Annotated in this window: 12 protein-coding genes; 5 read left to right on the top strand and 7 right to left on the bottom strand. The window is 68.4% G+C overall.

From position 1 onward, the window contains the following. Nucleotides 1-568: 568 nt before the first annotated feature. The 6 genes from MHN80_RS25030 to glf form a co-directional block, all read right to left on the bottom strand. Nucleotides 569-1,558 carry an alpha/beta hydrolase family protein gene (locus MHN80_RS25030; RefSeq protein ID WP_004021369.1) on the bottom strand — a complete coding sequence of 330 codons (990 nt, stop codon included), beginning with the start codon at nt 1,556-1,558 and terminating at the stop codon, nt 569-571. Nucleotides 1,559-1,940: 382 nt separating this feature from the next. After that, nucleotides 1,941-4,040 (bottom strand): flagellar motor control protein ZomB, encoded by a 2,100-nt coding sequence (gene zomB, locus MHN80_RS25025; protein ID WP_239404069.1) that lies wholly within the window; start codon nt 4,038-4,040, stop codon nt 1,941-1,943. Then, complete coding sequence (locus MHN80_RS25020; RefSeq protein WP_239404068.1) at nt 4,027-4,947, bottom strand: decaprenyl-phosphate phosphoribosyltransferase; 921 nt, start codon at nt 4,945-4,947, stop codon at nt 4,027-4,029. Before MHN80_RS25020 ends, zomB begins: the two co-directional genes overlap by 14 nt. Further along, the gene (locus tag MHN80_RS25015) at nt 4,944-5,729 is read right to left on the bottom strand and encodes a phosphatase PAP2 family protein (protein ID WP_004021372.1); all 786 of its coding nucleotides are present in this window, start codon (nt 5,727-5,729) and stop codon (nt 4,944-4,946) included. Before MHN80_RS25015 ends, MHN80_RS25020 begins: the two co-directional genes overlap by 4 nt. Further along, the gene (locus MHN80_RS25010) at nt 5,713-7,653 is read right to left on the bottom strand and encodes a glycosyltransferase (RefSeq protein ID WP_004021373.1); all 1,941 of its coding nucleotides are present in this window, start codon (nt 7,651-7,653) and stop codon (nt 5,713-5,715) included. The genes MHN80_RS25015 and MHN80_RS25010 overlap by 17 nt, the downstream gene beginning before the upstream one ends. After that, complete coding sequence (gene glf / locus MHN80_RS25005; protein ID WP_239404067.1) at nt 7,654-8,862, bottom strand: UDP-galactopyranose mutase; 1,209 nt, start codon at nt 8,860-8,862, stop codon at nt 7,654-7,656. It abuts the gene before it with no gap. A gap of 546 nt (nt 8,863-9,408) precedes the next feature. Between glf and MHN80_RS25000 the strand changes: the two genes are divergently transcribed. The 5 genes from MHN80_RS25000 (at nt 9,409) to MHN80_RS24980 (ending at nt 13,325) form a co-directional block, all read left to right on the top strand. Continuing rightward, nucleotides 9,409-10,080, top strand: a complete 672-nt coding sequence (locus tag MHN80_RS25000; protein ID WP_239404066.1) for a glycosyltransferase — start codon at nt 9,409-9,411, stop codon at nt 10,078-10,080. Continuing rightward, entirely contained in the window at nt 10,077-11,027 is a 951-nt protein-coding gene (locus MHN80_RS24995) for an acyl-CoA dehydrogenase family protein (RefSeq protein ID WP_239404065.1), read from the top strand. Before MHN80_RS25000 ends, MHN80_RS24995 begins: the two co-directional genes overlap by 4 nt. Next, complete coding sequence (locus tag MHN80_RS24990) at nt 11,024-11,806, top strand: PIG-L deacetylase family protein (RefSeq protein WP_239404064.1); 783 nt, start codon at nt 11,024-11,026, stop codon at nt 11,804-11,806. Before MHN80_RS24995 ends, MHN80_RS24990 begins: the two co-directional genes overlap by 4 nt. A gap of 82 nt (nt 11,807-11,888) precedes the next feature. After that, nucleotides 11,889-12,548, top strand: coding sequence for a class I SAM-dependent methyltransferase (locus MHN80_RS24985; protein WP_239404063.1), 660 nt, complete (start codon nt 11,889-11,891; stop codon nt 12,546-12,548). Between the two features lie 90 nt (nt 12,549-12,638). After that, nucleotides 12,639-13,325 carry a GAF and ANTAR domain-containing protein gene (locus MHN80_RS24980; protein ID WP_239404062.1) on the top strand — a complete coding sequence of 229 codons (687 nt, stop codon included), beginning with the start codon at nt 12,639-12,641 and terminating at the stop codon, nt 13,323-13,325. Nucleotides 13,326-13,329: 4 nt separating this feature from the next. Here MHN80_RS24980 and MHN80_RS24975 read toward each other — a convergent pair whose 3' ends face one another. Next, nucleotides 13,330-14,913 carry a SpoIID/LytB domain-containing protein gene (locus tag MHN80_RS24975; RefSeq protein ID WP_239404061.1) on the bottom strand — a complete coding sequence of 528 codons (1,584 nt, stop codon included), beginning with the start codon at nt 14,911-14,913 and terminating at the stop codon, nt 13,330-13,332. Nucleotides 14,914-15,233: the final 320 nt, after the last annotated feature.

Here is a 15,233-nt window from a genome sequence, read left to right as displayed (position 1 = left end):
GGGCGGTGCCGCGGGGGCGGGCGGGGCCGGCGCGGGTTCGGCCCCGGCGAGCCCGTTACCGATCACGAGTACCGCGACCGTCGCCAGCGCGACCACGGCGGCCTTCACCGGGCGAAGGGTCGCCCGACGACCGGCCGGGCGCGCGCCATCCTGCCCTGCATCGGCCGGTCGCGCGTCGACCTTGCCTGTACCACTGTTTCGCCGCATCACTCTCCAGAACTCCTTCGCCCCTGTACACCGGCGCCAGCAAACCGTGACCGATTCCCCGTCAGTCACACATGCCTCATAAGTATCAAACGCCTCAGGAGTTTCTTACACGCCACGGCGCGGCCTGTCCGCACGCCACGCTGTGACACGTGGGATTTGTGTGACAGTTGATATCTCGCCCTGCTCCCTGAGGAGCGAGCTTGCGAGCGTCACGAAGGGTCTCTCACCTCGGGTCGCCGAACCCTTCGTGACGCGCCCTCCGCAAGCTCCGGACGCTCCTCAGGGAGCGGAGTGATACGACGACGCCCCGCCCGGTGACCCGGGCGGGGCGTCGTGCGGCCGGCGGACCGGCGATGTCAGATCAGCGGAAGAATCCGCGGTTCTTGGCGTTCCAGATCATGTCCTGCCAGTAACCCCAGGCGTGGGTGCCGTTGGCGTAGTAGGTCATCAGCGGCACACCCTGCACGAAGGCCGCGGCCTCGAAGGCCTTGGACTGCGTGAACGCGAGGAGCTCGAGGGTCGAACCCTTGAACAGGTCGTCGAACACATTCGGCAGTGCGTTGTAGCGGCCGAAGAGACCGTTACCGGAACCGACGAAGACCTTCATGCCGCGCATCAGGCCGATGTTCCAGAAGGGATCGTTCTGGAACCAGCGAATGCTCCACGGCGGGCCCCACATGGCGTCGATGTTCCAGGGCTTCGGGTCGACGTCGAGCATCGCGAGACGCAGGGCGGTACGCATACCGGGCGCACTCAGGAAGTTGTAGCCCGAGAGCGAGCCGGCGCGGTCGAAGTGCTGACGGTTCTGGGCGCCGAGGACGAGTGCGGCGTTACCACCCATGGACAGACCCATGATGGCGTAGCGCTTCGACGGTCCGACGCGGAAGCCGCGGGCGTCGAGCGCGCTGATCAGGGTCCGGCTGATGACGCAGTTCCAGCGGTACCGGTAGGGCTGCCGGTTGAAATTGCTGGGCGCATCCCAGTCCGTGTAGAAGCTTGCGGGTCCACCGATGGGCTCGACGACGTTGACGCCGGACTTCACCATCTCCTGGACGTTGGTGTTGATCTCCCAGCCGCTGTAGTCGTACTGGGCGCGCATGCCGTCGAGGAGGATGACGGTCTTGTAGTTGCCGGGCTTCTTCCAGGCGCGGACCTTCACGTTCGGCATCCCGCAGCCGTTGACCCAGAACTCCTGCTTGCCGACCTGCGTTCCGCCGATCCGGGCGTTGGCCTGGCCGGCGACGACACCGGTCAGTCCGACAACTGTCAGGATGGCGACGAAAGCGGCGATCAACCGGTTGCTCATCCGGTTGCGCGCAGGCCTCGGCGCCTCGGTGGCAGCTTCACGCATGTACAGAATCTCCCTCTTCAGCCGATCGGCCGGAACTCGTAGTCCCTAGCGGCCGATCGGTCCTTGTGCGTCACACATTTTTCGTCCCCCGGCTCATTGCGCGGCGCGACGTCGTTCACGAGTCGTTCTCGCATGCGATTCACCGTCGGCGAGCCTATTCGATGCCCCCGGACGTGACAAACCATGTGATCGCGATCACAACCCCCGTCACTTCGGCGTCCCAGCAGTTCAGAACACCTCCGTCACGACCTTTCTATCGGCCGCGCCCACGGGGACGTTACCGATCCGAGATGTTCGACGGCAACTCCACAGGTTCGGCCCCGTGTTTTCTATGCGTTCTCTTGGTGTCGTGTGCTTGGGTTCGACGCCCGGTGGCGTGGCACTAGCGCGGGTGGACCGGCGGCGGCATCTCCAACCCGCAGCGCTGGATCTCGTACTCCGGCTCGCGCTGGATTCGATAGCTGTTGAAGGTGAACGCCTGACGCAGGTTGTGTTTGAAGCGATCGAAGGACCAGGGGGCCTCGAACGAGGCGAACCGGTCCTTGGTCTCCGGGCACTGCAGCGCGACCTGGGCCTGGCGGACCAGATCCTCGTCGAGGTACCCGGGCAGTACCGGACGGCGTGGATACGCGCCTGCTTCGGCGACGACCCATTCGCTCGGCAGGATCTTGTCGTGCCCGATGCGGCCGTCCTCGAGGCGCTCGGTGTGCGCCGCGAGCGGATAGGCCAGACCCATCTGATCGATGACGCGCACACCCAGCGGTGCGTTCATGCTCGTCATACCCAGATTCAAGAAGTAGACGGTCACCTGCCGCTCGGCGCCCTTGGGCATGACGGCCGGCAGCTGTGCCACGTACCACTCGTCGTAGTTGAACGACGGCAGGATCACGCCGCCGTCCTCGCGGTACTCGTCGATCTTCTCGACCATCGCGCTCATACGCGGGTAGTCGAGGTAGTCCTCGGCGGTGACCGGGTTCTCGTTGCCCATGTTGGTGACGTAGAACCGACGCTCGTCGACGATGCCGCTGCGGCCGATGTCGATGCCGGCGTTCGGCAGGACGTTGGCATGCGTCACGACCGCCCAGACGACGACGGTGATCCACATGCCGCTCATGGCGATCGCACCGACGAGCTGGGCACGCGCTCGACGGCGATCCCCGGGCTCGGGCGCGGATGGCGCGGGATCGGGGTCGGTCGTGGGGTCGGAGATCACCGAGTCGGAGTCCTTCGACGACCGGCGACGGAACGCCGCGCCGACGTGCGCGGGGATCGTCACCGGCACGACCATCAGCGGCAGCAGGGTGACGAACACCGGCACCAGCAGCACCCGTCCGTGCATGAAGTCGCCGCCCTGGCGCATCCAGTAGACGATCAGGACGATGCCGGCGAGGGCCACGACGGTGACCACCGCGGTCGAGGACTGCAGTCGACGCGACCAGCCTGCGAGACGCGACGACCGCGTCGAGGGGGTGGCGTCACCGGTGTCGGCCGGGTCGGTGCCCTGGGCGTCGGCCGCCGTGGCCCGCATCCGGCCGCCGACGATCAGCAGCACGCCCGCGACTGCGGCCAGGACGACCGGCAGCACCAGCACGTAGGGGCCGAAAAGATTGGTGAGGTAGGCGAAACCCTGATCCCACTTCGCACCGCTGGCGTCCTTCGCGACGGCGGGATTGGGAACCAGGAGGGCGTAGTAGCCCATGCGGAAGATCTGGTAGCCGACCGGCAGCGCACCCGCGACCACGACGACACCGATCCGCATCTTCCAGCCGAGGGGCGCGAAGAAGACCAGCAGCAGCACCAGGCCGCCGAGAATCGCCAGTTCGGGCCGGATCAGCGGGGCGAGACCGGCGGTGAAGGCCAGCGCGAGCGTGGCCGCCGCGCTCCCGCGGCTCGCGTGCACAGCCGCGCTCCCGCGGCTCGCGTGCGGGCCGCGACGCGCCCATGCGACGAGCTGGCACCACAGGACGGCCGCCCAGAAGATGCAGAGGCCGTTCTCCAATCCGCTGGTCGCGAAGTCGCGGGCGGGCGGGATGGCGATGTAGATGACGGCACCGAACGGCAGCAGCAGGGTCCAGCCGTCGCCGGTGAGCCCGCCGATGCGTGTCCCGAACAGTCGCGCGCTGCCGTACATCGCGATCGGGATCGCGGCCACCGAGCAGACCAGCGCCACCCAGAGCGCGACGTACTCGAGTTGACCGTCGGTGATCCACGCCCAGAACCACAGCAGGTAGGTCCAGGCGGTCGAGGTGTTCGCCTCGACCCGCTCCCCGGCGTTGAAGACCGGGCCGTTCCCGGCGAAGAGATTGCGGAGCGTGCGCAGGACGATGAGTCCGTCGTCGGCGATCCACCTGCGCTGCCACGCACCGATCGCGAAGAAGGTGGTGACGACGACGGCGCCGAGGACGAAACTGACGGCCGCAACCTTGTTGCGGCCGGTGTTCAGCGCCCGGAAACCGGTTGGCGACTCATCAATTGACTGCATAGACCGCGACACCCACACACACCAGCCACGCCACGGCGAGCAGCTGCAGGACACGATCGCCGAGCGCGATCTCCTCGGGCTCGCCCGCGGCACCACCGTCGACGTCGACGGCGTAGCGCAGGATCGCCACCGTGAAGGGCACCATCGAGATGGCGTACGCGACGTTGGTGTCGTGGTCGGAGCCCTTGTCGAACGCCCAGAGGCCGTAGAAGATCACGACCGCGGTCGCCGACAGCGTCCAGACGAACCGCAGGTAGGTGGTCGTGTAGTACTCGAGGGCCTTGCGGATCTTGGCGCCGGTGCGTTCGGCGAGCTGGAGTTCGGCGTAGCGCTTGCCCGCCGCCATGAACAGCGACCCGAAGGCCATCACGAGCAGGAACCACTGTGACAGCACGATCTCGGCGGCGACGCCACCGGCGATCGCACGCAGCAGGAAGCCCGAGGACACGATGCAGATGTCGATGACGGCCTGGTTCTTCAGGCCGAAGCAGTAGCCGAGCTGGATGACCAGGTAGATGGCGATGACCACGGCCGTCTGCCAGTTCGCCAGGAAGGCGATGCCGATCGAGCCGACGAGCAGGACGGCGGCGAGAACGTAGGCCAGGGTCACCGGGACGACGCCGGCGGCGATCGGCCGGAACCGCTTGGTCGGGTGATTGCGGTCGGACTCGACGTCCATCGCGTCGTTGACCAGGTAGATGCTCGACGCGGTGAGGCAGAACGCGACGAAGGCGACGCCGGCGGAGGCCAGCACCGAGGCGTCGGTGATGTTGCCCGCGGCGAGCGGAGCGGCGAGCACCAGGACGTTCTTGACCCACTGCCGCGGCCGGACGGCCTTGATCAGCCCGGACGTCAGGTTCTTCGGCGGTCCGAGAACCTTTCCGTGCTCGATCGGCTCCTCGCTCATGCACTCTCCCTGTGTCGTGTCACCCGCGCGATGACGGGGGACGCGGCAAGACGCAGCGGCCCGCCGGGTACTGCGGCCGTGAGACCGAGCCGGGCCAGGACGCGCGCCGCACGGCGGGCACGCCCGGGGTCCGGGTTGTTCCGGGTGGGTTCGAGCAGCACCTTATCGCCCACGACGACCGCCGCTGCGCTCGCGGCACCGATCGCGGCGCCCGCGGTGACATCGCTCGGGTAGTGCACACCCAACACCAGGCGGGACACGAGCATCGGCGGCACGAGGACGGCGGGCAGCACCTTCGGGTCCCAGCCGGCGGCGCGGCCGATGAGGATCGCGGCCGCGGTCGTCGAGGTCGCGTGCGAGGACGGGAAACTCAGCTTGCTCGGCGTCGACACCCCGATCGCGATCTGCGGGTGGGCCGGGCGTGGGCGCCGGACGATGCGCTTGATGATCACGGACGCGGCGTGCGCACCGAAGGCACCCACCCCGGCCTCGAGCCAGAGCTGCTGCGCGCGCACATCGCCGCGGCGGCGGGCCAGCGCCCAGCCGGTACCCGCGATGGCGAGCCAGCCCAGTGCGTGCTCACCCACGTGCGACAGACCGCGCGCGGCCGGACGGACGCCGGGGCGGCCACCGATCCCGGCCTGGATGGCCACGAGGGCCTTCTCCTCGCCGTTCAGGGGACGCGGGATGTCGTCGGCCGGGACCCGGCCCGTCTCCGCACGATCCTCCAGCACCGTGTCGTCCCCACTGCCGATCACCGGACCATCAGATTCCGAAGACACCCGCCCAGCTCTCCTTCGACGTCAGGTCGCGGTGCGCAGACCTGTACTGCTGCTTCATCTCCGGGAACTTGTCCTGCAGTTCCTTCACGAGGGCGAAGTGTTCGCGCGCGAGCTCGATCATCTTCTCGCGGTCGCGCTGCCGATAGACGACGCCGCGGCCGTCGGCGGTGGTGACGGTGACCCCATCGACACGACCGAGCGAGAACCACCGCGCCTCGATGGGCGGGAAGTTGGCCTGCGGGACCTCGTGATGCCGCGGGTCGGCCGGGCGGACGTTGTTCACCACGGCGGCGGTCAGCGCCTTGATCTTGCTGAGCGGGTTCAGCGGTATCGAGGTCCCGAGGCGCGTTGCCTCGCCGGAGGTCCGGGGCAACTCGGTCGCCGACGGCAAGACCACTGCGTCCGGATACTGCTTGCGCATCTGCGCGACCTTCGGCAGCGCGGTCGGCAGCAGGCTGCGGATGTGATCGGGTCCGGCAAGGAAGTCCCGGATCGCCTCGTTCTGGATGGCGACGGTGGAGTATTCGAGGCAGAGAAGGTGTTTGGCGGTCGCCTTGGTCATCGACCGGACGATGCCCTTGATCGGGCCGTCGTGATGGATCGATGCGACGACGAGCCGGTTGCGCAGGTGGAAGTACGCCTGCCAGTCGATGGCATCGTCCTTGTCACTCCAGGCCATGTGCCAGATGGCGATTCCCGGAACCGTGGCCGTGGGGTAACCGGCCTTGGCGGCACGCAGCGCGAACTCCCAGTCGTCCCACTTGATGAACAACGGCATCGGGAGGCCGATCTGCTCAGCGCATTCGCGCGGGATCATGCACATCCACCAGCCGTTGCCCTCGACGTCGATCCGCCGGTGCAGGTTCTTCGAGTTCTCGCGGTCGCGCAGCGGGTACTTCGAGAAGTTGTGGTCGTATTCGACGAACGGCGCCGCAGTCCACATGAAGGTGTCGCGGCGGATCACCTCGCCCATGCAGTGCAGGTGGCTGCGGTCCTGCAGATTGAGCATCTGACCGCCGACGAGCATGGGCGCCTTGGCGAATCGCGACATGGCCAGCGCACGCAGGATCGAGTCGGGCTCGATCGCGATGTCGTCGTCCATGTACAGCACGTAGGGCGAGTCGGTGAGCCGCAGCGCCTCGTACATGATGCGCGCGTATCCGCCCGATCCGCCGAGGTTGCCCTGGTCGAAGATGTGCAGGCGATCGCCCAGAGCCGCGGCGGCCTCGGTGTAACCGGGCTCGTCGACGACCTTCTTGGTGCCCTGGTCGGGCATCATGACCGCATCGATGACCTCGTCGACCAACGGGTCGGAGGTCAACGCGGCCAACGCGTTCACCGCATCGGTCGGGCGGTTGAACGTCGGGATGCCGACCGTGACGCGCTTGGTCTCCTCGTCGGCCGTCGGTGCGTCGATGGGCGCATACCAACCGGCGGAGACGATTTCGGTGTCGGTGTCGGTGGTGACGTCGAACCAGATCCAGCCACCGTCCTCGAACGGACCGAGGTCGAGTTCGAATTCGACGACGCCGCGGCCGGTTTCGTCGGTGTCGACCAGGTCACCGCCGATGCCGATACGCGACCCGTCGATCTTCGAGCGGTACAGGTCGACGCGGCAGGTGCCGATCACCTCGACGCGCAGCACCACCGAGTCGAGGATGCTCCAGCGCCGCCAGTAGGCCGCAGCGAACGCGTTGAAGTAGGTCTCGAAGCTCACCTCGGATTCGGCGCCGAGAAGCACCGAGGTACGACTCGGGGCATGCGCCCGGCGGTTGTTGCTCTCGGATTCGACGACGTACAGCGACCGCACGTCGAGCGGCTCACCCGCCCGCGGGAAGATCACCCGCTGCAGAAGGGATTTCGCCTTCGACGGCCCGACGCCTGCGTCGGGGATGTCGGATTGGTTCACGGGAGTCACCGTCATCTATTCGGCTCCTGCGGGGTCGGCCACCAGCGGCGCACCATCACGCAGATGCGGTGCCAGGGTGTTGTCGAACATGGTGAGCGCGCTCGCGATCGCCATGTGCATGTCGAGGTACTGATAGGTACCGAGACGACCGCCGAACAGCACTCCGGCACTTGCGGTCTCGGTGCGGGCGAGTTCGCGGTAGGCGGTCAGCATCGCCCGGTCCTCCGGGGTGTTGATGGGGTAGTACGGCTCGTCGTCGTTCTCGGCGAACCGGCTGAACTCCCGCATGATGACGGTCTTGTCGTCGGGGTAGGAGTTCCGCTCGGGGTGGAAATGCCGGAACTCGTGGATGCGCGTGAACGGGACGTCGGCGTCGTTGTAGTTCATCACCGGAGTGCCCTGGAAGTCGCCGGTGTCGAGCACCTCGGTCTCGAAATCGAGTGTGCGCCAGCCGAGTCGGCCCGCGGAGTACTCGAAGTACCGGTCCACGGGGCCGGTGTAGACGACGGGGGCGTCGGGGTTGTCGGCGCGCAGCTGCTCGCGCACGTCGAACCAGTCGGTGGACAGCCGCACCTCGATGCGGTCGTCGGCGGCCATGTTCTCCAGCCACGCGGTGTAACCGTCGACCGGCAGACCCTCGTGGGTGTCGTTGAAGTACCGGTTGTCGAAGGTGAAGCGCACCGGCAGGCGGGTGATGTTGCCCGCGGGCAACTCCTTGGGGTCGGTCTGCCACTGCTTGGCGGTGTAGTGCTTGATGAACGCCTCGTACAGCGGGCGACCGATCAGGCTGATCGCCTTCTCCTCGAGGTTGCGCGCCTCGGCGGTGTCGATCTCGCTGGCCTGATCGGCGATCAGCTTCCGCGCCTCGTCGGGGCTGAAGTACCTGCCGAAGAACTGGCTGACCAGCCCCAGGCCCATCGGGAACTGGTAGGCCTGGCCGTTGTGCAGCGCGAACACGCGGTGCTGGTAGTTCGTGAAGTCGGTGAACTGGTTGACGTATTCCCACACCCGCTCGTTGGAGGTGTGGAACAGGTGCGCCCCGTACTTGTGGATCTCGATCCCGGTCGTCGGTTCGGGTTCCGAGTACGCGTTGCCGCCGAGGTGGTCGCGTCGGTCGAGCACGAGGACCCGTTTGCCCAGCTGCGTCGCGGCCCGTTCGGCGACGGTGAGGCCGAAGAATCCGGAGCCGACGACGATCAGGTCGTAACTGCTACTGGTTGCCACGGGTCCTCAGGGTAACGGACCCTCCCTGAGGAATCTCCGAGCCACGTGGCCTGGCACGGAAGCCGGGTAATGTTTCGATCGTCGGCCTGTAGCCCCCGGGCCCGTGCCTTGTCCGGTGAGTAGTTCGGGGTTTGCGTGACGCCGCTGTTCGTACGACCGCCCGACGACCCCTCCCCGAGTGCCCTTCGTGACGCCCCTCCGCAGGCTCCGGGGCTCCTCAGGGAGCAGACAGGTCCCCCTCCGCAGGCTCCGGGGCTCCTCAGGGAGCAGACCGGGCCGCCTCCGCAGGCTCCGGGGCTCCTCAGGGAGCAGACCGGGCCGCCTCCGCAGGCTCCGGGGCTCCTCAGGGAGCAGACCGGGCCGCCTCCGCAGGCTCCGGGGCTCCTCAGGGAGCAGACCGGTCCCCCTCCACAGGCTCCGGGGCTCCTCAGGGAGCATACCGGTCCCCCTCCGCACGCTCCGGGGCTCCTCAGGGAGCAGACCGGTCCCCCTCTCGGGGACCGGACGAACCCACCTTCACACCCGTCGGTCGAGCGCGTCGTCGTCGTGGTCCCCGTCCACAACGAGGCCGAACACCTCCCGAGCTGTCTCGCCGCTCTCGAGGGCGCAGCGACCGCCGTGGCCATTCCGGTGCAGGTGGTCGTGGTGCTCGACGCCTGCGACGACGACTCCGCAACGCTGCTCACGGCGGATGTCTCGACCGTTGTCGTCGACGCGCGATGCGTCGGGGCGGCGCGTCGAGCGGGGTTCGACGCAGCCGCCATCTCGGCCGCGGAGTCGCACACCACGTGGTTCGCGACCACCGACGCCGATTCGACGGTTCCGCGGGACTGGCTCGTCGAACACGTCGCGGCCGCCGATGCCGGCGCGGACGCTTATGTGGGCACCGTCACCCCCGACGGGTTCGACGGGTGGCCGGCGGGGACCGACGAGAGATATCTGCGCGAGTACGACGCGGGTCCCGGGCACGGCCACGTCCACGGCGCGAACCTCGGCATCCGGGCCTCGACGTACCTCGCCGTCGGCGGATTCGCCGAGCTCGACGTGGACGAGGACGTCGATCTCGTCGATCGCCTGCGCACCTCGGGTGCAGCGGTCGAACGGGGTGCTCGGGTCCCGGTCCGCACATCGACCCGGCGGGAGGGACGGACCCGGCACGGGTTCGCGAGCTACCTGCGAGACCTGGCCGACGACCAGCCCGAGGAGGCAGCCGGATGATGCCCGCGCGGGCCCGGGCCATCGTCGACGACCCGTCCTTCCCCCTCCCCCGCCCCGGCCGGGGCCACACCCTCGACCGGTTCGCCGCTCTCGTCCGCGCCTGTTCCGACGACGTGAGCACGGGCCGTCTCGTCGAGGCGCACGCCGATGCCGACGCCATCCTCGCGGAGATCTGTGGCGGCGGGACCGCCTCGGGCGAGTTCTGGGGCGTGTGGGCCGCCGAGGGGCGCGACACCCGCGTCGACGCCCGGCACACCGCAGGTGGCTGGGAACTGAGCGGCATCAAGGAATGGTGTTCGGGCGCGACGTCGTGCACGCATGCGCTGGTCACCGCGCACACCGACGCCGGCAACCGACTGTTCGCGGTCGATCTCGGTCGCCCGGGGGTCTCCGCGGACAGCTCGGCCTGGACCAACACGGGTATGCGCGACTCCGACACCGGGACCGTCACCTTCGATGCCGTGCCCGCCGACCCGGTCGGCGAACCCGGCGCCTACCTCGACCGGCCGGGCTTCTGGCAGGGCGGGATCGGGGTCGCGGCCTGCTGGTTCGGCGGGGCCCGCAAGGTCGCGGCACCGCTCTACCGCGCGGCCGAGCGCTCCGACGACGCGTTGCTACGGATGCACGCCGGCGCCGTCGACGCCCACCTCGCCGCCGGATGGGCGCACCTGCAGGCCGCGGCACATGAGATCGACAACGACCCGACCGCGTCGGCGAAACGACTCGCCTTCGCGGTGCGCTGGTCCGTCGAACAGGTCGCCACCGCGGTGATCGATCGAGTCGGGCGTGCGTTGGGCCCCGGCCCGCTCGCCGCCGATCCCGACCACGCCCAGGCCGTCGCCGACCTCACCGTCTACATCCGGCAGTCCCACGCCGACCGTGATCTCGCGGTCCTGGGCGGACTGACCGGGGGTCGGATACCCGGCCCGGCATCGGAGACGTCATGACGACCGGCGACATCTCCTCGACGGACCGCTTCGGGGCGACCCCGACATCGTCGGAGGGAACCCCGGAGTCGGAATGGCAGCGGTGGTTCGCCGTGCGGGGGCCGTGGCCCGACTTCGAGCCGGACGTCCGGCGGCTGATCGTCCTGGCCGCCCACCCCGACGACGAGATCCTCGGCGTCGGCGGGGTGATGGCGGCCGCCCACCGACGGGGTGTCGACGTCGTCGCGCTCTGCCTCTCCGACGGCTCGGCGTCGCATCCCGGTTCGCCGACGCTGTCCCCGGCCGAGCTGGCCGTCCGGCGCCACGCCGAAGTCGACACCGCGACGTCGACGCTGGGCATCGGCCCCACCCGATGGTGCGGGCTCGGCGACGGCACCCTGTCGGCCCATGACGACGAGATCGAGGCCATCGTCGACGCGACGATCTCCGAGAAACCCGAGACCCCGACCGCACTGCTGGCGGTCTGGATGCACGACGGTCATCCCGACCACGAGGCCGTCGGGCGGTGTGCACGTCGCGTCGGCGACCGGCGCGATGTCCCGGTCTGGATGTATCCGATCTGGATGTGGCACTGGGCAACTCCCGACGATCCCGACATCCCCTGGCACAGGCTGCGCACCCTCGTCCTCGACGACGACATCGCCGCGGCCAAACGCGCGGCGACACAGGCCTTCGAGACCCAGATCCGCCCGCTGTCACCGGCACCCGAGGACGCCGCCGTTCTCGGACCGCACATTCTCGAGCGGTTGCTCCGCGATCGGGAGTTCGTCTTCGTGTGAACACCGACATCCGGGGCGGGCGCAGAGCAGGGCAGCGCGACCGGTCGAGAACACGACCGGCGAGGACAGGACGGACGAGGCCATGACCGACGACGGCACCACCGGCAGTGATCGAAACTCGCTGCCCGACAGCTACTTTCACGACATGTATCGCAGCAGCGACGACCCGTGGGGTTTCGCGACGCGGTGGTACGAGCAGCGGAAGTACGCTCTGACCCTCGCCGCGCTGAGCTCTCCCCGGTATGGCTCGGTGTTCGAGCCCGGCTGCTCGATCGGCGTGCTGAGCGCCGAGTTGGCCACGCGCGCCGACCATCTGCTGTGTACCGATGTCAGCCCACGTGCGGTGGAACTCGCGCGGAGGCGACTCGACGGCCACGACTCGGTCGACGTGCGCGTCGGTGACATCGTCACCGACTGGCCGTCGGGCCGGTTCGACCTGATCGTGCTCAGCGAGGTCCTCTACTACCTCGACGACGCCGATCTCGACGAGGTCATCGCACGGCTTCCGGGCTCGTTGTCGCCCACGGGCGAGGTGCTGGCGGTGCATTGGAGATGGCGGGTCGAAGAGTATCCGCGAACCGGCGACCAAGTCCATGACGCGTTGCGCTCGTCAGCGCTGCACCCGTCAGCGTCGTACGCGGACACCGACTTCTGCATCGACGTGATGACTTCGACACCCCTCGGGTCGGTTGCGCAACGAGAAGGACTCGTCGACGCCGAGGCCGCACACCGTACGGCATAATGGGTTCTTCGACAACGGGTGTTTCGAAGCCAGCGCTTTGCTGTCGGTCCAGTTGAGGCGCGCGCAACGACGTCTCACGAGGAGGCAGGGGTGACCGGATTGGCCGACTTCGGAGCTCAGATGACGCGGATCGCGAGCGAGATGCGCAAAGAGAGTGACGACACCGAGGCAGCGCTGCGTTCCATGACCAAGTTCGCGGTCGACGCGGTTCCCGGGGCCGAGTACGCGACCGTGACCATGGTCACGGACGGGGCGATCGAGACACCGGTGATGGTGGGCCACCTCGGCGGCGAGGCGGACCGATTGCAGCGCGAGCTGGGTGAGGGCCCATGCCTACACGCGGCCATCGGCGTCCACACCGTCTGCATCGATGACATGACCGTCGAGACCCGATGGCCCGCCTTTGCCGCTGCCGCCGCCGAGCTGGGCATCAGGTCGATGGCGTGCTTCTACCTCTACATCGACGGCGACGACTCGGCCGCTCTGAATCTCCACAGCACCCGATCCCACGCGTTCACACCTGACGCACTGCAGGTCGGCGAGCTGTTCGCGGCCCACGCCGCGACCGCCTTCGGCGCGGTCCAGGAGAAGCAGCAACTGCGCGCCGCTCTCGGCTCACGCGACATCATCGGTCAGGCCAAGGGCATGATCATGGAGCGCTACCGGCTCGACGCCGACGAAGCGTTCGCACTGCTCGCCAGGCTGTCGCAGGACACCAACACCAAACTCGTCGACGTCGCCGCCCAGATCGTCGAAGCGGGACCGGAAGGCGACTGAGCGCTCAGCGGAACGCGTCGCGCTTCGGGAAGCCCAGCGCGGGGATGCCGCCGCGGTCCTGGTATCGCTCGAGCCCCTTGCCGACCAGCACCCGCGGACCCGTGGCCGGGGTGAAGAACATCATCCCCTTCTCGAAGAGCTGCGTGACGCCCGCGGCGTCGGGGATCAGGGTCGGCACGCCGAGCGCCTGGCCGAGCGGTCCGGTGATCCCACCGAGGTCCGCGAACCGCCCGTTCATCGCCGAGGTCGCCATGTCCAGGAACTTCGACGACCCGGGCAAGATCTGCTCGGCGAGCTGATCGAGGCTGCCGAAGTCGATCCCACCGCCGCCGGGCGACGCCGGACCGGTGGGTGGTTTGACGATGCGGGGCGGTGCGGGCTGGCCCTGCACCGCGAACCACGAGGACTTCAGCTGCAGCTTGGTCCGTGCTTCCTCACCGCTCACCTCCGCGGTGCCACCCGAGCCGACCGCGCGGACCTTGATCGCGCGCCCGTGTTCGGCACCCAGGCCGTTGGCCTCGATGACCTCGAAGCTCCGTAGGGCACCGACCCCGAAAGCCGATCCGATGCTGCCCGCACTCACGGTGGCCGTCCAGTTGTGGTTCGGCGAGACCGTGTCCCCTTCGTCGACCACCGCCGGGAAGCGACCACCTGCGGTGAAACCGCCGGTCGATGCGGAGAACTCGGTGAAGGCCGGCTGTCCGTTCTGCAGCAGGATCTGGCCGGCGGTGGCGTCGGCCGCCGCGTTGGTCCGCCGGTCCTCACCGGAGACGCCGCCGTAGACCTGCGAATTCTGGGTGTCGTCGATCTTCTTGCCGCCCGCGATCGCCGCGAGCGCGTAGGTGCGGGCCGCCACCGCCTGCGCCTGCAACGCCGCCGCGCCGCCGGAGTCACCCCAGGCGGGCAGGCTCTCGCGCGGGATGACGCCTTTGACGTAGTCGTCGACGTGGATGCGGTTGACCACGCGCCCACCTTCGAGGCCCATGGCCCCGCGGTAGGCCTTGTTCGAACCGCAGAACTTGAGGAATTCGCCGCCCGGTCGATTGGGCGCCATGCTGAGTGGTTCGACGAACGTGGCGGGTACCGACCGCACCGCCCCACCACCGCATCCGCTGAGGATGGTGGCCGTGCCCCCGGACAGGCTGACCGCCTGCCCGGGAGCCACCGTCTGACCACCGACTCGCATGCCGGCGTCCGCGTGCACATTCACCGAGCCCTGACCCGTGAGGGCCACCAGGATCTCGGGCCTGTCCACCTTCCCCGCGGTGGTGCCACCGTAGTAGTGGCGCAGGATCTGCTGTGCCGTCCAGCCCTTACGGGCGTAGCCGTACGCTCCCCATTGCCCCATTCCGCGGCCGTGGCCATGACCGTGCCCGATCAACGTCACCGTCGACCCGACCGAGAGCTCGACCTGTTCGGCCGATTCCGATGAACTCGCAACCGCGAGTCCACCGGCCAGCAGTGCGGGCGCCAGCCCGGCCGCGGCCCAGGTCAACGCGCGGTTGCGAGCCCGCCCGGGCCGCGCACCGCTCGCCGTCCATCTCGGCAGACGCCGTGTAGGTCGGGCTTTGGTCACTGCAGAACACATCCTTCGGTCGCGACGACACCAGCCGCGGCTGCCGCGGACTCACGGCCTCCGTAACGCCTGTGACTGATGTGACGATTGGGACTTAAGTGACCCTAGTGAACCAAGGAGCCGATCTCCAACCCGAGGGGATCACAACCGGATCACGAGTTGCCCGGGCTGTCGTGACCTCGCACCACCCTCGAGGATGAGCTGCCTCTTGATCAACAATCACCACTTGAACCACTCGTGCCTCACAGATAACAAGAACATCACGAGTTACGCGGTTGCGGCGTGTGTCGCCGACGTCCGGGATCGGCGACCGCGACGATGGCCGCCGTACC

Source organism: Gordonia sp. McavH-238-E (genome assembly GCF_022348225.1).
Classification (GTDB): domain Bacteria; phylum Actinomycetota; class Actinomycetes; order Mycobacteriales; family Mycobacteriaceae; genus Gordonia; species Gordonia terrae.
Note: the sequence above shows the minus strand (reverse complement) of the source record. Positions and strands in the feature narration are given on the sequence as shown.

Excerpts from the sequence above, each read along its gene's own strand:
- MHN80_RS25030 (WP_004021369.1), bottom strand. The coding sequence starts at position 1,558 with ATGCGTGAAGCTGCCACCGAGGCGCCGAGGCCTGCGCGCAACCGGATG.
- zomB (WP_239404069.1), bottom strand. The coding sequence starts at position 4,040 with ATGCAGTCAATTGATGAGTCGCCAACCGGTTTCCGGGCGCTGAACACC.
- MHN80_RS25020 (WP_239404068.1), bottom strand. The coding sequence starts at position 4,947 with ATGAGCGAGGAGCCGATCGAGCACGGAAAGGTTCTCGGACCGCCGAAG.
- MHN80_RS25010 (WP_004021373.1), bottom strand. The coding sequence starts at position 7,653 with ATGACGGTGACTCCCGTGAACCAATCCGACATCCCCGACGCAGGCGTC.
- MHN80_RS24995 (WP_239404065.1), top strand. The coding sequence starts at position 10,077 with ATGATGCCCGCGCGGGCCCGGGCCATCGTCGACGACCCGTCCTTCCCC.
- MHN80_RS24990 (WP_239404064.1), top strand. The coding sequence starts at position 11,024 with ATGACGACCGGCGACATCTCCTCGACGGACCGCTTCGGGGCGACCCCG.
- MHN80_RS24985 (WP_239404063.1), top strand. The coding sequence starts at position 11,889 with ATGACCGACGACGGCACCACCGGCAGTGATCGAAACTCGCTGCCCGAC.
- MHN80_RS24975 (WP_239404061.1), bottom strand. The coding sequence starts at position 14,913 with ATGTGTTCTGCAGTGACCAAAGCCCGACCTACACGGCGTCTGCCGAGA.